This is a genomic window from Zobellia nedashkovskayae (assembly GCF_015330125.1).
In the GTDB taxonomy this organism is placed as follows: Bacteria; Bacteroidota; Bacteroidia; order Flavobacteriales; family Flavobacteriaceae; genus Zobellia; species Zobellia nedashkovskayae.
In genome coordinates, this window is sequence record NZ_JADDXR010000002.1 from 3332560 (window position 1) to 3357975 (window position 25416).

Below are 25416 nucleotides of genomic sequence, written 5' to 3' on the forward strand. Positions count from 1 at the left end.
ATGCACTATACTAAGATAACCGAAACATCATCTAATCATGATGATTTAGAGAAGATGGATACAATGTCCCTTCTTCACAAAATGAACGAAGAGGACCAAAAGGTAGCTGATGCCGTAGCGGCAACTATTCCAGAAATCACCAAATTGGTAGATGGCCTAGCGGAACGTTTTGAAAAAGGAGGTCGCTTATTTTACATTGGCGCGGGTACAAGTGGAAGATTAGGGATTCTAGACGCTTCTGAGATTCCCCCAACTTTTGGAATGCCTCATACTAGGGTAATTGGTTTGATCGCAGGTGGTGATACTGCTATACGAAAAGCAGTTGAAAATGCTGAAGATGACGGTGTACAGGCTTGGAAAGATATGATGGAGCATAACATTACCGATAATGATGTGGTGGTTGGTATTGCAGCTTCTGGAACTACACCTTATGTTTTAGGAGGTATTGCCGAGGCTAAGAAAAAAGGACTACTTACCGCTGGGATTACAAATAACCCTGGATCTCCGTTGGCTATTGCAGCAGATATTGCAATTGAATTGAATGTAGGGCCGGAATTTTTAACTGGTAGTACACGTATGAAAAGCGGAACTTCTCAAAAACTGGCACTTAATATGATTTCTACTGCTTTAATGATAAAGATAGGCAGAGTGAAAGGAAATAAGATGGTTAACATGCAGCTAAGTAATAGCAAACTTGTAGATAGGGGAGCGCGTTATGTGGCCGAAGGTTTGGGTATTGATTATGATAAAGCTGAAAAAATGCTTAAAAAGTACGGTTCTGTAAAAGCGGCTATTGACGCTGGCGTTTAGATTTACTTTTTTTTTCAATAGCTTCCACTTCTTTGACTGTTACTATTTCATCTGAGGTATTGCCCCATGAATTCATAATGTAATTCATAACGTCTGCTATTTCTTCATCGTCAAGGCCCATTCGGGTCATGATATTATTATAAGTTACCCCGTTTACGATTATCTCACCTCGTAAACCGTATTTAACGCCCTGTATACTTGCTTTACGGTTTTGACTTAAGTAGTCCGATTTGGCTAATGGAGGAAAAGAACCTATTATTCCTTCACCTTCCTCTAGGTGACAGGTAACACAAAAATCAGCATAAATTTCACTGCCTCGCATCATACTTTCTGCGAGTACGGATTCTTGTGCATGGGCAAAGCAACCAGTAAAAATTAAAAAAATAAGGGAACTGTAATAGTTTTTCATGCGGATTGTTTCTTTTAACTAGTCAAATATCTATAAGGCAATGGTAGTTATTTAGGCTTTGGGTACTAACGTATATATTCCTTTTCCTTCAATGGCAACATAAATTAATCCATCAGGACCTTCTTTTATATCGCGAACTCTACCTAAATCGGTCAATAGCTTTTCTCTTTTTACCACTTTGGTACCTTCCATTTGGAGACGCTCCATATATTGAAATTTTAAAGAACCAACTAGAATGCTCCCTTTCCAACCTTTATAGTTATCTGTAGTAACAAAAGCCATACCACTTGGAGCTATACTTGGCACCCAATAATGTATAGGTTGGGTCATGCCTTCCATCTCTGTTTTGTCTGTAATTGGTGTGCCGCTATAATTAACGCCATAAGTAACCAAGGGCCATCCGTAATTGGCACCTGCTTTAATAATATTAATTTCATCACCACCTTTGGGTCCATGTTCGTTGTCCCATATTTCACCAGTTTCTGGATGTTTAGCTAAACCCTGTGGATTTCGGTGTCCGTAGCTATAAATTGCGGTTTTTGCACCTTCCTTACCTACGAACGGATTGTCTTCCGGAATTCTTCCATCGTCATAAAACCGATAAATTTTACCCCCATCTCGTGTAATATCCTGTGGGTTCTCATCTCTGGCCCCGCGTTCACCAATAGATAAATAGAGGTAACCGTCATTGTCAAATTCAATACGTGAACCAAAATGTTGGCCTTTGGTTGTGTTTGGAGTTGCTTTGTATAGTAACTCTTTGCTTGTTAGAGTATTATCATTTAATTTACAACGCATTAATGCTGTGTGGCCACCTTTTTCTTCGCCTTCTTCTGAAGCATAGGAGATGTAAATCCATCCTGTATTTTCATAATCAGGATGTAGTTCAATATCCAACAATCCGCCTTGTCCTCTGGTGTAAACTTCCGGAGTATTTTTGACTACCGTTTTTTCTCCATTTTTAAAATGGATGAGTTCCCCGAATTTTTCAGTAATGAGCAGTTCTTTTTCGGATAAAAACACTAGACCCCAAGGAGACTGCATTTCATCGATCAGTAGTTGGGCGGTGAATGGAGGGTTTGTAGGTGTATCTACTTTGTTTTCAGTGTCTTGTGCGCAAGAATAACTGAGAGTTATCGCAGCTAACGCTATCGTTAATACACTATTTCGCATAATTTGACGTTAAATGATAATATTAAGGTGTCTCGTTATGGTTAAAGATAGCGAGAATTTACAAGTTTAAAAGAATTACCCGAGAGAAAGTGATGCAACCCAAATCGCTCATTTTCTTTTTAAAATGACTTAACCTATGCTCCCAAAAAAAAAACAGCGTATTCTGTACGCTCTACTGTTGATGACCTTTTCAGTAGTCTGTACTTCTGCAATTGCAGGCAAGACGGCTTTCAAAATTTACGATGAAGTAGCCTCTGCCGTAAAGGAAGTGGTCACTGTAAAAAGTAAAGCCACTGACAATGCAAAAACAATTTCTAACACGTCGTTAACGAGTAGCACAGCCAAAAAGGTTGCTGCCGCTCCACCAATGTTTGCAACCATCATTCAGAATGCGGATGAAGAAGTAGGTTGTACTGCAGATGGTTCTACGGTGGCACGATTTAATCTTTGTGGTGATTCTGATGACCAGATTATTTCGCTTTCTGGTTCATATAGTGATGTCTCATGGCAAGTTTTAGGTGGTAGTTGTAGTCCTAATATAAACCAAGATTGTCCCAATACAAATATATCATGTTATACAGAGGTTGCTACCACTGACACGTTTCAATTAGATGCTAGTGCAATCTCAGCTTCAACAGGTGCAGAATATCGTGTAGTAGCAGATGGGCAACAATACTTCTTTAAGGTTAAGAAAAGTACCATATCATATGGTATTTCATCAAAAGATTATGTTTGTAATAACCCAGGTAGAATTGAAATTACGGGACTTCCTAATAGCTATCAATTTCAACTTCTTGAAGGGGGAGCTATTGTTAGACCTTATCAATCTTCCTCTATTTTTTCTACTTTAGACGCTGGTACTTATACAGTTCAGGCAAGGTTGAACATTACAGGAGAGCTTTGTGAGTATTTAATTGGTCCTATAGAGATAGAACAAGTAGATATTGACATTGATGTAACTTTTACAAATCCCGTTTGTAGCGGAGAGACAGGTACTATTGATGTTTCGATTAACCCTGAAGTTCCTGGTCCTTATGTATATACTCTTTTAGATGATAGTGGTGCAGAAATTGAGTTTACCTCTACCATTTCTAGTAACACCTATACTTTTGGAGCGGTAAGTGAAGGTACTTATGCCGTAAAGGTAGAAACCAATGATTGTAAAGAAGACATTCCTAATGGTATTGCAGCTCCTATAGAATATTCAGATACCAGTGGTGACCCAATTACGGTAGGTACGGGTTTAAGCCCAATTACAGTAGCTACAGATACCAACGGTATGAGTTTTGGATGTTCTACCATATCTAGTATAGATATAGATGTAACCCCTTCAGGAGGTTCGGGTACATATAGTTATACGGTTAGTGATGGCGGAGATTCTGGCGGTAATTTCACGGGCACTAGTTCTTATACGGTTACCAGCCCTGGTACCTACACTTTTTTCATTACAGATGATCAAGGCTGTACAGCCGAGAAATCTGAATATGTTGCTGAATTAACTCCCCCGGATGTTACTGCAGCAGATATTGTTGGTACCTGTACCAATGGTGGTGGAAAAGTTGAATTTACAGTTACCGACCCCAAAGGTTTTAACTTAGAATATAGAGTTAATGTAGGTGACTCATTTACAAGTTCTTCTACAATACCTGTTGTAGATGGAACGTATACGGGAGTTGAAGTTCAATATTCTCAAGGTGCTTTTACTTGTGTATTGGCATTACCTGACGTTACGGTTACTTCAGCTGGTGGTCTTAGCGGTTCTGCTTCGTTAACACAAGATTACACCTGTGCAAATGCAGGTGGTATAATTGATTTTGCAGTTGCTACGGGCGGTTCTGGAACGGGTTACGAATACAGTATTAATAATACCACGTATCAACCAGGAACCTCTTTTACCGGGTTGGCACCAGGAAATTATATTCCTTATATTAAGGATGATGCCGGTTGTTTCCAAGCATTGACACCAATTGATATTTCGGAACCAATACCTCCAACGTCCATTACTTTTGCCCAAGATGATCTTGACTGTTCTACAGGAACAAGTAGAGTTACTATAGATGTGTTACCAGCAACTTTTGCGGTTACACAATATGAAATTATTTCTTCTACTCCTACAACAACACTTCCTGCTGCACAGGCTAGTAATGTTTTTCCAGGTTTAGCTTTGGATACATCTTATCAGTTTGAAATTACTGATGCCAATGGCTGTACGTATCCTGCAAGTTTTACAACGGGTGGCTTTAGTACCATTAGAGCACGTGTAAAATCAGGTGGAGACAGACGCGTATGTCCTGGAGCTACAGATGGTACCGGTGCTTTCTTAGTAGATGGTTATGGTGTTGATTATGATTATACTGTAAATAGAACAGCTCCTACTGCTGCGGTTATTACTACAGGAACGAGTACTGATTTAGAAATTCCTATTACAGGTTTAGGTGCTGGTACCTATGAAATTACGGTAACCGATAATGAAACCAATTGTACTTCTACAACTTCTTTTGATGTAGAAGAAGCGGCAACTCCATTGAGTATTACTGCGGCAGAAACCGCAATGAGTTGTCAGAATAATAATATTGGTAGGGTAACCGGAACCGCTACTGGTGGTTTTGGTGGATATAACTATGAATTACAATGGCCTACTCCAACTACGGTACAAGGACCAAAAACAGGACGTACATTCGGTAATTTAACAGAGGAAGGAACCTATACCTTAACAGTAACCGATTCTGAAGGATGTTCAGCTTCAACAACTTTTGTTCTTACTAGTGTTGATGCGCCAACTATTACAACAGGTGCAATAGATTACTGTTATTCAGCTACAAATGATGGAGAAATTACGGTTTCTTCGACTGCGGGTACAGCTGCCTTGACAACACATGAATATAGAATCAATGGCGGAACATTGGTTCCTGGTGTAGCAGGCTCACATACTTTTACAGGCTTAGTTCCTGGTAACTATACTATTGAAGTGGTTGATGCTAACGGATGTACGGCTTCTACCTCAGCAATAAGAATACCGCCACAAATTCAAGTTAGTCTTGACTTGAACCGTGAGATAGATTGTGGAGGTGATGGAGAAATGCAGATTACGGTTTCTGGTGGAGATATTTCTAATTTAGCTTCTACCTCATATACAATTTTCAGAGATGGAGTTGCGGTTCCTGCCCATACGGCACTTCCACTCCCATCCAATACTTTCGACTATACTATGACTTTTACGGAGTTTGGAGATTATACGGTTGAGGTATCTGATAATAATAGTTGTAGCATTTTATCCGAACCTCTAACGTTCGCAGAACCTACTAATATAGCAGCTACAGAAAGAGTAGTAGGTCCAAGTTGTGGTGATGCAAATAGCGGTTTTGTTGAGGTAATCCCAACAGTATCTTCAGGAGTGCCACCATTTGAGGTAGTATTTGCTCCAGTAGGTGAGTTACAGTCTAATCCTTTAGATCCAAATAGTCCAACAGGTGATGCTATTACCTATAATTATTCAGATCAAACTGTATATTCCGGATTGGCAGCAGGAGATTACGAGTATGTAGTTAGGGATGCAAGAAATTGTGTTACTGCTGTAACTGTAGTTTCGGTAGTAACAGATCCTATAGGTGCACCAGACGCAACGGTAACTCCTATTGATGCTACTTGTACAACAGGAGATTTGTCAGGAGGCGTAATAGTTGACCTTCCAACAACAGGAGTTGAGAACTATACTGTTGTAATCGAAGATAATTTCGGAAATCCTTTCTACACGCAAAATGATGTTACAGATACAGATTTTCCGCTTACAATTAATGACACAAGCCTTATCCCTGGGAATTACCAGGTAATAGTTTTAGATTCCAGAGGATGTAATGATATTGAGCCTTTCATTATTGATTCGGCTAGTTTAGACATTACCCCAATATATCCAACACCACCACCTACCTGTAGCCCTGGTGGGACTACAGTATGTGTTGATATTACAGGAGGTACTTCCGGTAGCTATGAAGTTCGTTTGTTGGAAAATCCGGCTTTAGCTTGGGAAACTCCAAATGGAGCACCAGCTTTACCAGACCAGCATTGTTTTAGTGGTCTACTTTGGGGGGCTTCTTATACTGTAGAAGTAAGGGATACGGTAACAAATTGTACATATGAAGAAGTCATTACTTTACCAGATGGACCAGGTTTAAATGTAACCTTGACCATTGATAACGCCACGTGCTACAATGGTAATGTTGGACTAGAATATACGATTACATCAGGTACTGGACCATACAATGTAATCATTACAGATCTTGATACTGGGGTTGAAGAGGTTAACCTGTCAAATTCAGTAGTAACGAATGATCTTATTCAGGTACCTGCTGGACATTATGGCATTTCTGTTGAGGATACAACCACATTTTGTAGTGGAGGAGCTGAAGACGAAGCAATTTTAAACCTACCACGTGTAGATGTTATTGACAATCAAAATGCGAATTGTAATGCTCTAGGACAAATTACAGTTAGAGCTAATGGCGGAACTGCGCCTTATGAGTTTGCTTTTGTAGTACAAGGTACATTAGCTCCTGGTGTTGCACCAGCGCCATCAGAATTTGATAGTTCGCCAACCAAAGAATTGGCGGGTTCTTTAACGGGTGTTACTTATGATATTTGGGTAAGGGATGCAGGTGGTTGTCCGGCAAGTACATCAGCGGCAATAATTCAATTAAACCCTGACTTGCCGTTATTAGACCCTGTAGTTGATAATCAATGTGATGTAACAGCAACTGCTGCAGGTGGATTTGATATAACATTAAGTTTACCAGGAGATTTTGAGACACCTACTTTTACACTTAATGGTATTAGTCAGACCGTTGCACATTCCGGTGATCCAGCTATTAATACAACAGCTACATTTACAGTAAACAGTGTTGGATCTTATGCCTATAATATTATAGACGCAAATGGTTGTGAAGTTGATGGAGTTGCCGAAGTATATCAGGTGTTAACTGCATCTGGTGACTTCACCATAGAACCTAATTGTGAAGAAGAGGATGGTACTATAACAATTACTTCTGACGGTGGTAGTGGTAACTTTAATTATACACTAACAGGAACTGATTTTGATGGAAACCCTGTAAGTATGACCATTCTTGATGATGGTGATGATGCTATATTTAATGATGTTGTTGATTTTACAAGTGTACCTCCGGGAACTTATGATGTAATAATTGAAGATCAAATTGTCCGTGATGGAGTAGGTCAATGTTCTACTTCGGTGAACAGTATAATTCGATCAGCACCAATATCTCCAGAGATTTTTGAAACAGGAGAAACAGATGTAAGTTGTAATGGATTAGGTGACGGAAGTATTTCTGCATCAATTGTTGCAGGTACTGATGTAGATGGTATTAAAGAATACAACTTGTATATAAGTGATTTGGCTTCTATGCCAGGAAACTATGACGTTACTTCTCGTTTTAGAACAGAAATTTCAGGTTCTTTTACAGGTCTAGATCCAGGTACTTATGTATTGGAGGTGGTAACCGATAGAAATTGTTTTGATAGAGAAGAAGTGGTAATTATTGATCCACCTGCTTTTACGGTTGATGCTTCTGCCGGTACCTTATTATGTGAGGTTGGAGCTAATAGATATAGCACAACAATACTAACTGCGACCGTTAATGGTGTAGGTAATGGAGCGGACTACGGATTTAAGATTAATGCTACAGATAGTTACCAAACTACGAGCAGTAACACTATGGATTTTGTAATAGTGGATACTGGGGTGCAGCAAACGTTTAACGTCTATGCGATTGATAGTAATGGCTGTGAGTACATTAGTGCAGATGTGGTCATTGACCCTCCTAATAATGTAACAGCAACAATTACTCAGGTGTCTCCAATGGATTGTGAAAATCCTGAACGAGTTCGTGTAACCGTTACGGGCAGCACCAACTTTATTATTGAAGATCAAGGTTTTTCAGTATCACCAGTAGGTGATGAGACGCAACCAAGCGGTAGTTTTATAGAATTTGACCTTCCGATGGTAGCTGGCGAATATAATTTACGAGTAAATGATATTGGAGGTTGTACGTATCCAATTGCTGCTTATGTTGTAGATGAACCTGTATTGCCAACGGTAGTAATTACAGAATCAGAAGCTGTAGGTTGCTTTGGAGCACTTGATGGGGAATTAAGTATTGATGTAAGCAGTTTTACAGGAATCTATGAATATTGGGTTTACGATTCTACTGACCCAGGCTTTACTGGTGGAACTTTTGGTACACCTGTTAATGGTAACTCAAATGGAATTGTAGATATCGCTACTGATGGAAATCCTTTTATCATTACAGGACTAGAAGGAGGTAATCACCGTGTTGTAATTCGCGAAAGCAATAAAACGGTTGATGGATGTAAAGTGTTCAGCAATGTAACGGTATTAAGTACGCCCAGCACTGCGTTAGCTATCACTACTTTAGATGAAATTGGCAGAGTAGGTTGTAGTAATGACTTAGGTGAAATTGTAGCCACCACGGAAGGTGGATGGGATGCTTCCCCTTATGAATACATGTTAGAATATGAAGCTACTGTGGGTAGTGGTTTTGCACCACATTCGAATCCCGCTTATGCTGATTTTGCAACCAATGGAAGTAATAATACTTTTACCGGGCTATCTAGTGGAAACTATAGAGTAACGGTAAGAGATATTGAGGGCTGTACGGATACTTTTGAGCGAGAGCTTGTAGAAGTGCCACAAATTGAGGTAGAAGCTATTATTACTAGAGAACTTGAATGCCCAACAGGTAATGATGCCATAATATTAGCCGTTGATCCAACAGATAGTGCAACACCAGGAGCAATTGGTGGCGTGCCCGGTGCTGGATACCAGTACAGGTTATTACACTTAGCAGATAATGATAATACTAATATAGTATCTACGACTGGTTACCAGAGCAGTCCAGAGTTTTCTGGTACAACGGGAGTTATTCCTGGTGGTTGGTATGCTGTTGAGGTAGTATCTACATTAAATTGTGGTGTGGTTTCCGCACCTATTCAGGTAATTCCGCCACCACCAATTAACCCGGCATTAATTCAAACATCTGTTCCTGCATGTGGTAATGCGGCAACTATGATGATTCGTGTGAATAATCCACAAGGCGGAACTTATGAGTATAGCGTGAATGGATCAGGTGGACCTTGGACTCTTATTAGTGGAACAGATGCAAATGGTTTGCCAGTAGCAGCAAACATACCGGGAACCATTGGTTCTTCATATCGTTATGAAGTTCGTAAGGTTGGTAGTTTAAGTTCTTGTTTGGCAGTGAAGACCAACGGTATTACTATTACAGATGCAGAAGCGTTGAGTATAGATATAAACTCTCCTACTTTTGATGTTTCGTGTGCCTATGAAGTAGATGGTAGAATAGAAGCGATTGCTAATGGAGGTACCGGTATTTACGAGTTTAGAGTTTATAACTCAGACCCGGGTACAGATGCATTTGCTGCTGAGACAATGCCGACTTATGAAAACCGTGCATTTCAAGATTTCGGAACGTTCGAAAACCTAGATGCAGGTAGTTACTGGATATCGGTTATTAGCCGTGCTAATTGTGGAGTTGTTCAGGGTCCATTTGTTATTGATCCGGCAATTCCAGTAGACATTATAGGTAATAGTACACCCACTACCTGTTTTGGTGAAACGGATGGTACCATTACAATGGAGGTAACCAGTGCAACGGGAGGATTGGTGCAGTTTGCTATTGAACCTCATTTAAGTGAGTTCTTTAGTGATCCAGATAACCCAACAACGTATACGTTTACGGATTTACAGGCTAATACGCCTAGCAATCCATCATATACGGTATTGGCACAAGATGCAGAAGGTTGTCCGCAAACTTTTGAGATTATTGTAAGTGAACCTGAAGAACTAGAAATCACAGATTTTGATACGACGCCAGAGACCTGTATAGGTTTTGAAGATGGTACTGCGCAAATAACAGTAACCGGTGGTACGCCATTTGTAGATCCTGTAACTATGGATGAATATTATGAGACCCGTTTAGTTGGTCCTAATTCAGACGGAACTGAGGTTTTCTTGAGAAACGATAATTTATCTTTTGATGATTTGATAGGTGGAGAAGGTTATTTAGTTTTCGTTCAAGATGCTAATGGATGTGATACCAATGTTCTAATTCCTATAGAAATAGGAGTTGATTTAACAGCATCTCCTTTGGTGCAGTATGGTTGTGAGGGTATTTTCCCTAATAGTACGGCTTCGGTTCAGATGCAAGAGGAAAGTTTAATTCCTGACTTGTTATTCGCATTAGATCCAATTGACCCAACTGATGCCATTACTGCTTTAGCAACGACAGAACGTTCTTGGGGTGATTTACCAGCGGGAGACCATACGGTATACATCTATCATGAAAATGGTTGTACAGAATTTGTTGAGTTTTCCATTGAGGCATATGACCCATTAACCCTAATAGCTGAAAAAACTGGACCAAACGAGATTACAGCAACAGCTGAAGGTGGTTTTGGTGGCTATGAGTTCTTCTTTGACGGAGAGTCTTACGGAAGCGAAGGATTGTATACAACAACAGAAAGTGGTGAAGTTGAAATTCGCGTAGTTGATGAAAATGGTTGTGTGGCAGTTGCCGTCATTCCGTTTGAGTTTACTGGAATGCTAGAGATACCAAATTTCTTTACGCCTAATGGTGATAATGAAAATGATTTCTGGGCACCGGGCAACCGAGAGTTCTTCCCGAATATTGAAGTAATTATCTACGACCGTTATGGTAGGGTAGTTGCTGAGCTGGACCAAGTAAATAAATGGGACGGTCTTTATGAAGGCAAGGAGCTACCAACTGGCGATTACTGGTATGTAGTGAATCAAAATGATGATAGAGATATACGTTATGTTGGGCATTTTACCCTTTACCGTTAAATCTTAAATAAATAATAAAATGAAAAACGGATGCCTATTTAGGCATCCGTTTCTTTTTTGCGCTGTTTTTTAAATTGTATTTTAACCGTTGAATTCCGTTATATCTATTTACGGAGAAGAATACATAAATGCTTCAAAGATTATATTTCATTTTGCTTTGTTTCGTATTACAAAGTTGTGCTGCCCAATCTAAATATAAATTGGTTGATGCAGAGCAAGAAACGGTAATCAAAGAGAACTATAGCTATTACTTGTATTATCCGGAAGGTTACGAAGAAAACACGGAAGAAAAGTACCCCCTTTTATTATTTCTTCACGGAGGAGGAGAATCTGGCGATAGTTTGGTGTACGTAAAAAGAAATGGCCCACCAAAATTGATTCAAAGAGGAAAGAAATTCCCTTTCTTGATATTAGCTCCCCAAAATCCACAGAAAAAAATGTGGTGGAATACACGCTCTGTAATGCAGTTACTGGACACTATTGTAGAGAATAACCGAGTTGATAAAAACAGAATTTATCTAACCGGACTTAGTAGAGGCGGAGGAGCAGCTTGGGAAATAGCCGTCCAGTATCCAGAAAAATTTGCCGCAATGGCTGTGGTCTGTGGTATGACACCATTGCCGTATGCTTCTTGGATAGATAAAAAAATGCCTATTTGGGTCTTTCATGGGGAAGAAGATGAGTCTATTCCAATTTCAGAATCAGAAACCATGGTGGCAAAATTAAAAAGTATGAATTACGATATCCGTTTTACAAGATACCCAGGTGTAGGTCACGATTCGTGGATACAAGCTTATGATAACGAGGAGTTGTATGAATGGTTTATGGAGCAGGAGCGGCCGTAGTATAAAATGCTGGGCAGTACTTTTTAAGTGGAATAAAGCTAATAAAGGACTATTTCAGTTTGTTTTCAAGCACCATTAAATCAACTTTAGATTCTTTCCAAAGTGAAGAAATATTTTTTGGAACAGGAGTAAAGCTATATGTAAATGAACTTAGGATAATATCTTGATCACCGTCATCATCAACATCACCTTTGTCCATTAACAACCATCTTCCTAGTTTAGACTCAGGAAACGTAAATGGTTGAAATTTGAAGCTGTCAGCATTTTTGTTTTCTAAATAGACAAATGATGACTCGGGACTTTTTAAATAATCAGGAAATGTAGCTACTATTCCAAAATCAACATCACCATCTTGGTCAAAATCGTTTGCAACTACTCTGGTAGCACCATTTAAGGGGAAGAAAAATTTCTCTTCAAAATGATTTGCACCATCATTAATATGTATGCGAAGACCATGATACGGTTTGTGAACATAGCTTTTGTCTGCATTATCACCATGTACGGTAACAATATCATCATCTCCATCTCCATCATAGTCTATGAGTTCAAACCAACTAGTTCCATAGACCGGGCTAAAATTAATAACAGGCTCGGCATCGAATTCTAAATTATCATGCTGATATAGGATAGTAATACTTTCTCTTCCTTGTGCGGTAAGAGTTATTAAGTCGTCCTTTCCATCAGCATTCATATCTTTCACAATTGTACGGATTGCACCTGGTTGATTTAATAGAATTCCTTTTTGATATTCTTCATCTTTCTTTTTTGTAAGTATAGATAAGCTTCCGGTGAAATTACCGAACTCTGAGACCACTAGCTCATCTTCCCCATCTTTATTTAAATCCTGTACCACAGTATGAATCGGTCTATGAAGAATAATTGGTAATTGCTCAAGAGTATCATCAGTCTTCATCTGAATATAGCCATTGGCAATCTCTGATGGATTTAAATTTCCGGCGTTGGTGATGAAGGTAGATTCATTCTTTTTTGAATATGCTGTAATGGCACTACCAGCATTTATTAAAGTATGAGATTCACTTTTATTGAAATTATAATTTACTAAGTCTCCATTTAAATCACCCGTAATAATAGAATGGTTAAGGTTGTCAAATTGTAAAAAAGTGATGAATGTTCCTGGGATGCTGTCCAATTTAATAGGTTTAGAAGTAAACTGAACTAATTCACTGTAATCATTCAAATTAATACTGGAGGGTAAAGAGTCTGGAGCCAAAGAAATGATATAGTTTTTTAAAAGATTCCAATCCTCCAAAGTTAAAGAGGGTCTGTTTGGGTAAATACCGCTCTTTAAAATAGCATGCTGCTCTCTAAATGAAACATTCTTAAAAATATTTACTGTAGAATCCTTAATTCCCATTCTTGCGGCCATGTCGGGTAGAACTCCATTTTGCCAAATGTGTTTAGGAAGGTCTTCAATGGCAGGTAGCAAATGGCAGGCTGCACATTGAGTATTATATAAGACTGCCGCTTTTTTTTCTGGAGAAGGGGAACAAGAAACAGCTAATCCAATGCTTACAAAAATGATTACCCGAATAAAGAAGCAACTTTTTTCCATCATATTAAAAACTGTTGTTTACTCTATACAAATAAATTTTTGCACTTATTTTATAAGAGTAGAGGTAAATTAATTTTGTTGAAAAACGTTCACCTTACCTCGGTTTTGAGTAACTATGATAAAAGGATTACCTCCATTAGCACTTTTGACAGTAATCATATCTTTCGCGTCTCCCGTAACCTTAAAGCCACTGTTGATAGTATTTATAAAGTCAAAACTGCCTTTACCATTTCCCTTTAAAAGACCACCATTAAAAGCATCGTATCGTCCTATAAATACTTCATTACCATAATTATTTCCTATCATGAGTAAGTCAGTATTGTTGTCTCCATCATAATCAGTGGTAACTATGCGATTTATAGGAGCAACTTGAGCTTGCAAGGGAAGCTGGTGATATTTAAATTTTCCGTCACCTGTATTCTCAAAGTAACTAGTCTTATCGTGATTAGCAGTTAATTCTAGTGCACCTTCTAATTCTTTAGGTTTAAATAAATCCGATTGCGTAGCCTTAGCATACTCTCTGTAAAAATTAAATTTCCCTCGAAACATAGGACTTTGTCCTGATAAATCACCCCAAAAATTTACAGGGAAGGATTTGTAGGTTTGATTATCAAAGTCGTCTTTAAGATAGGCAAACATAACAGGGTCTACCTTTCCGTTGTTATCAAAATCTTTTGAAAGAACAGTCACAGGCCTTTCTTGAGTGGGCTGGTAGCTATTGTTTGCACCAAGGTTACCCACAATTAAATCTACATCTCCATCATTGTCAAAATCATTGGTAATAATACTTTCCCACCATCCATTTAAACTGTCAAGCCCCGTTTCTTGTAGCTTTATAAATTCTGATTTTTTATTCTTATAAATGGTGACCGGCATGAATTCACCTACTATTATTAAGTCACTTAATCCATCTTTGTCAATGTCTGTCCAAGTAGCATCCGTGACCATACCAGCCTTGCTAAGCTCCGGACAATGGGAACTAGTAACATCTTTGAGGGTACCTGCATCGTTTTTGAGAAGATAGCTATTGTCAGGAAGCGGATACTCGGCAAATGGTGTTCTTCCCCCAACAAAAAGATCAGTAAATCCATCACCATCAAAATCATGGGCTTTTGCAACCGACCCACTAGATTTAATTTCAGGCATTTTATCTGTTGTCAAGGAGAAATTACCTTTACCATCATTTACTAGTAATCTATCGGTATAGAAAGAGCTTTCTTTATCAAATTCATTACTTCCGGAAACTAAGTATAGGTCTAGGTCTCCATCGTTTTCCAAATCAAATAGTGCTATACCTTCTTCTTCATACAATTTGCTATTCTCATCTGAGAATAATTGCGAGCTGGTAAAAGTGCCATCTTGGTGTTGAAGAAAAATTTCAGGTGAGTAGCCTGATGAGCTTCCAATTATAAAGTCTTCAGTACCATCTCCATTGATATCTCCTGCAGCTAAGCAAGGACCATTTTGTGTAAGTTTATGAGGTAGAATACGTTGTAGATTATAATCTACCTTGTCTTGTTCTTGATGTATATAATCAACACCTATATTCTTAGAAATTTCGTTGAAAATAGTTGGCAACTCTTTTTGAACGAATGGAAAAGTCAAGTCATTCGCATCTATCGTTTTAGCGTCATTGTAATTGACACTAATAATTTGATTGCTCTCTGTATTTTTTAATTGTTGATATTTTCCATCAGGCCATATTACCTCTAGTGAAGTAACCGCTTTAGTTTCGGCTAAACCAAAATGGATAATGTCTTGAACAGAGGACATATAACCTCTAGTTAAATAATGTTCTTGGTACTGAAAAGTGCCATCTTCATACCGAAGCACAATTTTTGTACCTATACCAGATGCATTTGTTTTTTTTCCTTGTAGTTTAATATCTAGGTAATTATGTTGTTTTTCTTTGTCAGAATCAAGATTGTTTTTAAATAGAAAGGCTTCTTCATTAATATTGTTCACTACATAATCCATATCTCCATCACTGTCTAAATCTGCAAAAGCAGCTCCGTTAGAAAAAGATGGTATGTTAAGGCCCCATTTATCACCAACATCACTAAACAATCCGTTTTGTTCGTTCCTATACGCGTAATTTGGGATTTTTACAACAGGAATGGAGTCCAGTATTTGACTAGGGCTTAAAAAACGTCTCACGTTAAAATTAAACTCGCCAAAATCTAGGTCTGTTATATCACGAGGAAACCCATTTGTGATGAGTAAATCTTTAGCACCATCATTGTCAACATCTACAAAAAGAGGAGACCAGCTCCAGTCCGTTTTTGAAATACCAGCCATTAGACCAACCTCACTATACGGAACGTCAACACCTTGTCCCATTTGGAGCATGTTCCTCATGTATTGATAGCTATAGCCGAATTTCTCATTCAAGTTATAATCATTGTATCTACTATCTCGTATGGTAGTTTTTTGTCTATAATTGGTTTCACCAAGCATGTCTATGGTTATGATATCCAAAAAGCCATCGTTATTATAGTCCGAAATATCCGAACCCATGGAGAACTTACTCTGGTGCTTTATAACCTTATCTATATTATTAGAAAAGGTGCCATCTCCATTGTTGGTGTACAGAATGTCATTTGTAAGGTAGTCGTTGCTTACATAGATATCAGGCCATCCGTCATAGTTTAAATCAGCGATGGCGAGCCCTAAACCGTAACCTTCTATAGTTATACCTGCTTCTAAGGTTACATCAGTAAAGGTGTTGTCTCCGTTATTTCTATATAGTCTGTCATTACTTGGCGCAGAACCATCTATAATTTTTTCGCGATAATTAGAAGGAAGTTCATGAATATCAACATTATTAAGTACATAAAGGTCTAAGAGGCCATCTTTATCATAATCAAAGAAAGTTGCATTCATACTGTTTCCGGTATCAGCTATGCCATATTCTTTGGCCATTTCTTTAAAAACAGGTTCTCCGCTTTTGTTGATACCCTGATTAACAAAAAGCATGTTGGTTTTCTCTTCTGCTTTGGTATACATGGCTGCACAAACGTAAATATCTAATAATCCGTCACTATTAATATCTACTATTGCTACACCCGTTTTCCAAGATTCTTTGGCTTCTATTTCGGCAGTTTCTGAAACATCCTTAAACTTAAAATCTCCTTCATTGAGATAAAGTTTATTTGGTACTTGGTTACCCGTAAAAAAAAGATCTGGTTTTGAGTCGTTATTGAAGTCTCCAATAGCAACACCACCGCCATTAAAAATATATTCACTAGAAAGAATGTTGAAACTATCATTTTCAACAATTGTATTATTGAAAGTGACTCCAGAGTAATTAGATGTTACTTGGGAAAATAGTGTGCTTTTTTTCTTTTCACAGGAGCTGAATAATAGAAATAGAATAAATGAAATTAAAATTAAATTTCTCATTGGTTTAAAGTGTCTTGTAGTATTCAATATAGGAATATACGATGTATCTCGTTACTCTAATTAAGTATCAAATTTAGAAAAATACATGGTAATGAATAGTAAATAAATTGAATACCTTTTTAGGATATTTATAAGTGCTATAGTATATAAATAAAACCACCCTGCACTAGAGGTGCAGGGTGGCTAAGTAATTTTTGACGTTAGAAAATAAACGTCAGAATGAAATAATTTATACTATTCCATATCATTTATAAAATCAATTGCGCTTTTAGGTAGTAATACCTTATCAATAATGTGCGCTACGCCATTTCTTGCCATAACGTCAGGCGTTGTTATATTGGCATTTACATCATTAGTTGCATCACCAATAACAAAATTATCAGTACCAAGAACGCTAATGATTTCTATATCATTCTCAGAAACTGTAGTTACCATTCCAGCCTCTAAATCAGCACTAGCTATTTTTCCTGCCACTACATGATATAAAAGTATTTCACTAAGAAGCTCCTTCTCTTCATCAGTGTCAAAGCTAGCAATACTAGTATAATCAGGTCCTAAAGCAGTGAATAAATCAGTAAATGCAGCATCGGTTGGAGCAAATACAGTTGCAGGCATGTGATAACTAAAATTTGTAGCCGTCGTATCCTGCACATTAGTGATATCAGCAAATGCGTCTGCTAAGTCAGTTGCAGTCAAGGCCTCTGCTAATATGCTAAGTTGAGGAGAACTTGTAACAGTCGTTGCTAAATCGTCAGAGCCTAACAATGCTATAAAATCTAAAGCTGATTGAGGTAAAAGAACTTTGTCTATTATATCAACAACACCATTCTTAGCATCTATACCTGCAGTAATTGTGTTAGCAGTGGTAGCGGTTACATCGCCAAATGCAAATCCGGTTCCATCAGCGATAACGTCAACAAGATTATCCTCTAAAAGTGTTACTGCTGGTCCAACTACTAAATCTATAGAAGCATTTGCAGGTGGTAAAACGTGATATAAAAGAATTTCACCCAATAAAGAAATTTCAACTTCATTATCAAAATCATCTAAGCTACTGTAATCGTCACCTAATGCATCAAAAAGATCTTCAAAGGCTTGATTGTTCGGAGCCAATACTCTTGCCGTATCCAATGCAGCAATTGCATCGGCCAAACCAGCTTTATCCAAAGCACTCGCTAAAAGGCTTAAGTCTTCCGTTCCTGCAGCCCATTCTATGAGAGTAGGTCTAGTGTCAAAATTTAAAGCTTCAATGGCAGCCTCTGGTAGAAGAACTTTGTCTATAAAATGAACAATACCATTATCTGCGTAGTTATTTGCTTGCGTAACAGTAGATACTGGATTTGTCTGCCCAACCTTAGTAGCATCTTGAATTTGGACATCACCATCTGCTGTAACTATAACCCCCAAATCATCTCCTGAGAGAGTGGTCAATGTGGTTCCATCTGTAAACGAACTAGCTTCCATAGTACCTGATACCACATGGTATGTCAAGATTTGTGAAAGCACGTCTAAATCTAAATTAGAATCCGCCAATAAAGCTTCTCCTGCTGTAATATCATCTGTGGTTATATAACCAACTGACTCAGCAAAAGAATTGAAAGCTATATCTGTTGGAGCAAATACGGTAAAAGGGCCTGTACCCTCTAAAATGTTAGGTAGGTCTCCTGTTGCTATTTTTAGAGCTGCTTCTAATGATGTTAAATTACCATTTGCCGTAATTCTTGTATACACTGTACCTGGGCCAACGATAGCCGCCCCAGGCGATTCGACATCATCATCATCACAGGAATTGAACCCTATTAATGCGAGCATCGAAAAAACAATACTGATAGTTCGAAATTTATTCATGTCTATATTTTATTAAGATTTTATTTCTTGAAATTTTAATTAATACCCAGAATTCTGTTCTAAAATACCTCCACTTTGGTCAATGGCATTTATAGGAATCGGGAACAGGTCAAATTTCTCTGTGTATGTTCCAAACTTGGTACCATAACTAGCATCATCAATATCGGCTGATTCATTAGCAATGTAAGCGTTAATTACTTCTGCAGCAACACCCCATCTTCTTAAATCGAACAAACGATGTCCTTCCATACCAAACTCCAAACGACGTTCAAAACGTACTGCTTTTCTAGCGAATTCTTGACCAGCGAAAGCACCATAAGGTTCAATCACATAATTGGCAGCATCCCCATCACCAGCTTCATTTTGCACATAGGTCATGTTTTTTGCTCTGTTTCTTACCTGATTAACATAATCGAGTGCCACAGTAAGATCTGGGCTAGTTTTTTCAACAGCAGCTTCGGCAGCCATCAATAACACATCTGCGAAACGCATAACATTGTAATTGATACCAGACCAATCAGAACCCCAACCACCTGTTCCACGGTTGGCATCAACTTCATCTGCTTGGTAAATATTCTTCTTTGGTAAATAAGGACCGGAAATATCATTAAAAGTAGCTCTTATCCATTCTTTTCCAGGATTTAAACCAAAACCATTATAATCTATACCTCTTCTAGATACCGTATAGTCCAACCTAGGATCTAAAGGCCCTGTATGTGGAGTAAAATCTGCAGAGCTTTCAATTCCATAATCACTTTTGACATCAGTATTAGCAAAAGTATCTAATAAAGGTTGTCCAGTGGCATCATCAGTTTGATAGGCATTTACCAAATCTTGTGTAGGTTGGTAAAAACCACAGCAAGTTCCTAATGGTCCACCGCCAGGGAAATTCAATGTTCCTGCTCCGTTACCATTAAAAGAACGTCCGTCATCAGAAACAAACTGAATGGCAAACATTGACTCTGAGCTATTTTCTCCAGCAAAATTAAAGTTGCTCACATATTCAGGGTTTAAAGTATATGGACTTTCAGTAGCAACTTCATTTAATAAGGAAAAAGCCTCGTCCCATTTTTCTTGATATAAATAAGCTTTTCCTAAAAATGCTTTTGCAACCCAGGAATTAGCTCTACCATTAACTACTTCAGGCCCTAAGTTATCAATTGCAACTTGTAAATCTGCTTCAATTTGAGACCAAACTGGTCCTGAATTTGGTTGGTTAAACTCTAAGTTATCTAAATTTTCTACTGAAATAAAAGGAACATTTCCGTAAAATTTCTGAAGCTCAAAGTAGTAGTATCCTCTAAGGAAAGAGGCTTCTCCAAGTTGTTGGCTAAAATCTCCATCAGGTATTGTTTGTATCAATGAAATTACAGCATTTGCACTGTTAACACCACCAAAGAGTGCGCTCCATCTTCCTAAGAACCAACCGTTACCGGTTTGCCAATCTAAGGTTTCAACCTGGAATAGTTCGGGATTATCACCATCTGTACTTCCTCTATGTGCATCATCTGCAACCACATCGGTCCACCAGTTGTCTCCACCTGCGGAAACTCCTTCACCTAGTCGGCCAATACGTTCCCCATCCATTGCGGAATAGGCTGCAGTTAGCTTCAAGTCTACTCCTGTAGCATTTTGCAGGGCTTCGTCGGAGAGGGCCCCTGTTGGTGCAATCTCGGTAAAGTCATCACTACAGGCACCTAACATCATGCATGTAAGTGTTATTGAGTATATTATATTCTTTTTCATTTTTAAAATTTTAAGTTAACACCTAACGAATATATTGACGCTAAAGGGTAGTTATTATCTGAAACACCTATGGTAAGGTTATCAATAGAACCATCATCTTTAAACCTTGGCTGTAATTCAGGGTCAGCACCATCATAACCAGTAATGGTAAATAGGTTAGTACCTTGAACATAAAATCTAACACTATCCATTCCTAATAAGCCAGATACCTTGTCATTAAAGGTATAGCCAATCTGTAAGTTTTTCATACGCATGTATGAACCATCTTCTACAAAAAATGAATTCGCAGTACCTTCATTATTAGTAATACTTTGGCTCAGAGCCGGTAAAGTTGCATCAAGATTTGTTGGTGACCATGAATCCAAAACTCTTACACTTCTGTTTGCGTTGAAAAATGAAGGAAAGTCTGTGTAAACTTTGTCATTATTGAAAATATCATTGCCTTGAGATCCTTGGAAAAAAGCAGATACGTCAATACCTTTGTAAGAGGCGCTTAAGTTCATACCATAGGTGAAGTCAGGGTGAGGAGAACCAATAAATGTTCTATCCTCATCATTTATAGTACCATCGTTGTTCAAGTCACTATACTTAAATCTACCAACACCCTCTGCTGCAGTTGCAAAACCTTGATCAGCACTAGCGCTAACCTCAGCTTCAGAAGCAAATATTCCGTCAACAACTCTACCGTAAAAAGAAGAAATAGGTTGTCCTTCTTGCGTTCTTGTTACGGCACCAGTAGTTCTGTAACCATCATATCCTACTTGAAAAGAACTGATTAAATCAATAACCTCATTTTTATAACTTGAGAAGTTAAGATCAATACCATATTTAAAACCTGAGCTTAATTCATCTGCAAAACTAAGAGATGCATCAATACCCTTGTTTTCAATAGAACCAAGGTTCACATAAGGAGCATTTGCAGCAATTGAAGTGGTACTAAATGAACTATTATCTTGGCTAATTAAATCTTTGGTATTAATAATAAAATATTCAGCCTCAAGATTTAATTTGTTGTCAAAGAAACCAAGTTCGATACCAAAGTTTGTAGTTTCACTGGTTTCCCATTTTAAATCTGGATTACCTGCGGATTCTAGAATAGCTCCTTGAGATACACCTCCACTACCATTAAATCCATAATTTGCATATTGCTCACTTAAAATAGAGATATTATACGTAGGGTTATTTACAGGAAGAGTTTGGTTACCCAATTGTCCCCAAGAACCTTTAAACTTTAATCTACTTACCATGGCATCATCAGGCCAGAACGCTTCATTACTAACGACCCAACCAGCACTAAAAGAAGGGAAGATATCGCTTTGATTGTCTCCTAAGAATCTAGAAGATTTATCTTGACGAACGGTAGCTGTTAATAAATACTTACCTCCGTAACTGTAGTTTGCTGTTCCAAAAACAGAAAACAAAGATGAAGCATTATCATAAGCGTATGCTACGTTAGCGGCACCACCACCATTTTCTAATAAATAGTACTCAGGAGTTTCAAAAAAGAAATCAGTTCTTGAAATCTCTTTACCTTTATTTTTAACATTTAGTGCTTCAATACCTACTAAGGCATTAATACTGTGCTCTCCAAAAGATTTGTTATAACTTAAAGTGTTATTCCATACCCATTCGTAATTGTCATAATCTTGCTCAGTAAGTGTATTAGTAGAAATAGGTTCGGATGATTCTGGAATTAAAGCCCTAAAACGTCTATCATTGTAGGCTTTTATAGATCCACCAATAGAAGTTTTAAATTGTAAACCGTCTACAATATCAAGAGTGGCATAAATATCACCAAAAACCCTCAATGATTTTTCAAAATTGTCCGCTTGTCTGTTAGCTTCCGCAACTGGGTTGTTAGGATTTGAAAGACCAGTATCATTACTGTAGTTACCCGCATAAGCACCTGCATCATCGTAAACAGGAACTAATGGAGACATTCTTGTTGCGAAATTATTCCAAGACTGTCCGCCACTTTTTCTGTCAAAAGATATGTTGGCATGTTGTCCTATTTTAATTCGGTCTCCAATTTTGAATTCAGAATTCAATCTAGTAGAACCTCTTTTAAAACCAGTAGCAATTTGAATACCTTGACGATTTAAATAACTTGCTGAAAAAAGAAATTTAGACTTCTCATTACCGTTTTCAAGAGTTATTGAAGCATTTTGAGTAATGGCCGTTCTGTAAATCTCGTCTAGCCAATCTGTTCCACCATTAGGTGCTACTGTTGCGGAAATTCCATCCGGAGTCCTTTGTAAAGTAGCTGGTGTTACTGGGCTTGCTCCATTACCATATTGTGCGTGAGAAGGTATACCTCCATCATTTCTGATACTTTGCCAAATCATGTCTCCATGTTGTTCTGTATCCAGTAATTCTGGCAGATTTCTAGCTATAGAGAAACCAGTATAGGAATCAACTGAAACCTTTGCTGTATCCATATTGTAGCCACCGCTTCTAGTTGTGATAATTACAACACCGTTGGATGCCCTTGCTCCATAAATAGCCGCTGCACCATCTTTAAGCACGTTCATCTGCGAAATATCTGCAGGGTTTATAGAGTTTAAGATACTGGCATCATCTGTTTGTACCCCATCAATAATATAAAGTGGATCGTTACTGTTACCAGTACCATACCCTCTTATTCTTACTGTAGGAGACGAACCAGGTGAGCCATTGTTAGTAATAGTAACACCAGAAACTCTTCCTTGTAACGCTTCTGCCGCGTTTACGATAGGAGCTTTGGTTGCTTCTGATATATCTACACTACCTACGGAACCTGTAAGGTCTCCTCTGGTTTGTGTGGAATATCCTGTTACAACAACTTCTTCAAGTGCTGCTGCGTCTTCTTCTAAAGTAACATCAATGGTTTCTTGCCCATTAAATGTGATTTCTTGGTTTTTAAAACCTACATAGCTAAAAACTAAAATAGCACCTTCATCTGCATTGATGGTGTAATTACCATCAAAATCAGTTTGAGTACCAGTTGTAGTCCCTTTAAGGATAACGTTCGCTCCAGGTAACGGGAGACCTCCTGAGTCCAATACCGTTCCTGTAATTGTTGTTTGAAAAATGTCTTTGACCTCAATCTTAAGGGGTGAACTTGAATTTGCAAAAGCCGTTTGTGGCCCAGCGCAAATCATCATTGAAAAAAGCCCAATTCCGAGAGTAGAGATTTTACTCTTGGACCTTAACGATTTGTAATCGCGTCTTTGGTTCATAGTGTGAGTGTTGTTTGTTAGTTTATTAATTCTTCTAATTCCCGGTAAACTGTTAAGGAAATCAAAAAATAAAAGTAACAATAATATCATTATGGAAAAAAGAGTTAGTTATTTTTTTTAATATCATATTAATAGGTAGAAAGCTTCAATACTCTCTGAATTAGCGCATTTTCTCAACTTTAAGTTTTCATTAACGTTGATATTCTGATGGTTATCATTGTTTAGTGCTGTAACCATAATTACTTATGTAGTCTTTTTCAGGTTAAAATTTTTATGAAATTTAAAAATTTTTAATAAAGAAATCAAACAAAAATCACCGGTTAAGTGTCATTTATACCTTAAAACAACGCAAAACTATAACGTTTTCGACGAGGTTTTTTGTGAAAAAAAGGTAAATCTGCCCACCATCCTTAATTTTCATCTTCTTTCTAATGGTTGCTACGCTTTCTGAAAAGTTACGTGTAGTTACATTTGCATACTTAATCCCTGATTTTTTGAAAGTGGCTTTATTATACGGAAATATGCTTTCTATTTTAAACCTGCGGCCAGGAAAATCTATTAGAATGTCGGAAGTATATAAATGGGTATTTATGTGTAATTTTTTTAATTGGAGATTTTGGCCTGTAATTTTAAATGCACCTGATTTCAAAACGGCTGCATTAGGCTCATAGAGATAGGTGAGTGGTTCCGAAAACTCAGAAATGGCCTCTTTTTCGGATTGTAACTTAAAATCGAAGATTTGATCTTGTTCTGCGGTTTTGTTTATTGTTTTTATAGAGATGCTTCCTTGGTAATCTTTTTGTAACACCCAGAGCAATTCTTTTACATCATTATTTATGGCGACAATATGTATTTCTTTAATAAAATCCAACTCACTTATTCCGGCAGAAATATCTAAAAGTGGTGCTGTTTTTATCAGTATATTTTTTGATTTTGAAAATAACAAATCTAAATTTTGGACCACATTGGGTAGACAATCGGACAATAAAAAAACGCGTTTTTTCGTGTCATCCCTTCTTGATGGATCAATATAAATCCAGTCAAAAGTTTTTTTAGAATTTTTGATAAAATCCAATCCATTTTGTGCATGGGTCTTCACGTTGTCAATACCAAGAATTTTAAAATTATGAGCGGCAATTTCAGATAGATTCTGGTCTAATTCACAGTGGTGAATTTGGTCTATTTTCTGGCTAAAAAAGTAGCTGTCCACACCTAGTCCTCCGGTGACGTCCACAAGTGATTTTCCGCTTACTAATCCGGCCTTATATTTTGCCGAAGTTTCAGAAGAGGTTTGCTCAATATTTAGTTTGTTGGGGTAGTAAATATTTGCTGTGGCAAACCATGTAGGTAGTTTTTTTTCGCACTTTTTACGAGCCTCGAGTTGCTCGGCGAGTTCGCGATTGGAAATTTTATCAAAAATAGGTTTTTTTAGTAATACTGACATGATGTCAGTATTCAAATTTTTTAGTATAAAATCT

The 25416-nt window shown here is 37.8% G+C and carries 11 protein-coding genes; 3 read left to right on the forward strand and 8 right to left on the reverse strand.

Translation table 11 applies throughout. The annotated features are described in order from the left end of the window. On the forward strand, positions 1-810 hold the full coding sequence (gene murQ / locus IWB64_RS13750; protein WP_194534538.1) for an N-acetylmuramic acid 6-phosphate etherase: 810 nt from the start codon (positions 1-3) through the stop codon (positions 808-810). On the opposite strand, the gene IWB64_RS13755 is transcribed toward murQ, so the two are convergent. Both IWB64_RS13755 and IWB64_RS13760 read right to left on the reverse strand, forming a co-directional pair. Beyond that, positions 791-1219, reverse strand: a complete 429-nt coding sequence (locus IWB64_RS13755; RefSeq protein ID WP_226975893.1) for a c-type cytochrome — start codon at positions 1217-1219, stop codon at positions 791-793. The genes murQ and IWB64_RS13755 overlap by 20 nt on opposite strands. A 51-nt stretch (positions 1220-1270) precedes the next feature. Further along, on the reverse strand, positions 1271-2392 hold the full coding sequence (locus tag IWB64_RS13760) for a PQQ-dependent sugar dehydrogenase (protein WP_194534539.1): 1122 nt from the start codon (positions 2390-2392) through the stop codon (positions 1271-1273). Positions 2393-2528: 136 nt separating this feature from the next. Between IWB64_RS13760 and IWB64_RS13765 the strand changes: the two genes are divergently transcribed. Together IWB64_RS13765 and IWB64_RS13770 are read left to right on the forward strand one after the other, a co-directional pair. Continuing rightward, positions 2529-11306, forward strand: a complete 8778-nt coding sequence (locus tag IWB64_RS13765; RefSeq protein ID WP_194534540.1) for a T9SS type B sorting domain-containing protein — start codon at positions 2529-2531, stop codon at positions 11304-11306. A gap of 128 nt (positions 11307-11434) precedes the next feature. Continuing rightward, positions 11435-12151: a carboxylesterase family protein gene (locus IWB64_RS13770; RefSeq protein ID WP_194534541.1), complete on the forward strand. Its 717-nt coding sequence runs from the start codon at positions 11435-11437 to the stop codon at positions 12149-12151. Positions 12152-12200: 49 nt separating this feature from the next. Here the strand turns inward: IWB64_RS13770 and IWB64_RS13775 are convergent, their stop codons facing one another. The 6 genes from IWB64_RS13775 to IWB64_RS13800 all read right to left on the reverse strand — a co-directional run bounded on the left by IWB64_RS13775 (position 12201) and on the right by IWB64_RS13800 (position 25382). Further along, on the reverse strand, positions 12201-13727 hold the full coding sequence (locus tag IWB64_RS13775; protein ID WP_194534542.1) for an FG-GAP-like repeat-containing protein: 1527 nt from the start codon (positions 13725-13727) through the stop codon (positions 12201-12203). A 66-nt stretch (positions 13728-13793) separates the two neighbouring features. Continuing rightward, positions 13794-17126: a VCBS repeat-containing protein gene (locus tag IWB64_RS13780; RefSeq protein WP_194534543.1), complete on the reverse strand. Its 3333-nt coding sequence runs from the start codon at positions 17124-17126 to the stop codon at positions 13794-13796. A gap of 234 nt (positions 17127-17360) precedes the next feature. Further along, the gene (locus IWB64_RS13785) at positions 17361-18974 is read right to left on the reverse strand and encodes a fasciclin domain-containing protein (protein WP_194534544.1); all 1614 of its coding nucleotides are present in this window, start codon (positions 18972-18974) and stop codon (positions 17361-17363) included. A gap of 39 nt (positions 18975-19013) precedes the next feature. Next, positions 19014-20720 carry a RagB/SusD family nutrient uptake outer membrane protein gene (locus tag IWB64_RS13790; RefSeq protein WP_194534545.1) on the reverse strand — a complete coding sequence of 569 codons (1707 nt, stop codon included), beginning with the start codon at positions 20718-20720 and terminating at the stop codon, positions 19014-19016. Positions 20721-20722: 2 nt separating this feature from the next. Then, positions 20723-23938, reverse strand: coding sequence for a SusC/RagA family TonB-linked outer membrane protein (locus tag IWB64_RS13795; protein ID WP_226975894.1), 3216 nt, complete (start codon positions 23936-23938; stop codon positions 20723-20725). Positions 23939-24269: 331 nt separating this feature from the next. Then, on the reverse strand, positions 24270-25382 hold the full coding sequence (locus IWB64_RS13800; RefSeq protein WP_317171980.1) for a THUMP-like domain-containing protein: 1113 nt from the start codon (positions 25380-25382) through the stop codon (positions 24270-24272). Between the last annotated feature and the right edge of the window lie 34 nt (positions 25383-25416).

Coding starts and splice junctions, on each gene's coding strand:
- IWB64_RS13785 (WP_194534544.1), bottom strand. CDS start 18,974: ATGAATAAATTTCGAACTATCAGTATTGTTTTTTCGATGCTCGCATTA.
- IWB64_RS13770 (WP_194534541.1), top strand. CDS start 11,435: ATGCTTCAAAGATTATATTTCATTTTGCTTTGTTTCGTATTACAAAGT.
- IWB64_RS13780 (WP_194534543.1), bottom strand. CDS start 17,126: ATGAGAAATTTAATTTTAATTTCATTTATTCTATTTCTATTATTCAGC.
- IWB64_RS13755 (WP_226975893.1), bottom strand. CDS start 1,219: ATGAAAAACTATTACAGTTCCCTTATTTTTTTAATTTTTACTGGTTGC.
- IWB64_RS13795 (WP_226975894.1), bottom strand. CDS start 23,938: ATGAACCAAAGACGCGATTACAAATCGTTAAGGTCCAAGAGTAAAATC.
- IWB64_RS13800 (WP_317171980.1), bottom strand. CDS start 25,382: ATGTCAGTATTACTAAAAAAACCTATTTTTGATAAAATTTCCAATCGC.
- murQ (WP_194534538.1), top strand. CDS start 1: ATGCACTATACTAAGATAACCGAAACATCATCTAATCATGATGATTTA.
- IWB64_RS13790 (WP_194534545.1), bottom strand. CDS start 20,720: ATGAAAAAGAATATAATATACTCAATAACACTTACATGCATGATGTTA.
- IWB64_RS13775 (WP_194534542.1), bottom strand. CDS start 13,727: ATGATGGAAAAAAGTTGCTTCTTTATTCGGGTAATCATTTTTGTAAGC.
- IWB64_RS13760 (WP_194534539.1), bottom strand. CDS start 2,392: ATGCGAAATAGTGTATTAACGATAGCGTTAGCTGCGATAACTCTCAGT.
- IWB64_RS13765 (WP_194534540.1), top strand. CDS start 2,529: ATGCTCCCAAAAAAAAAACAGCGTATTCTGTACGCTCTACTGTTGATG.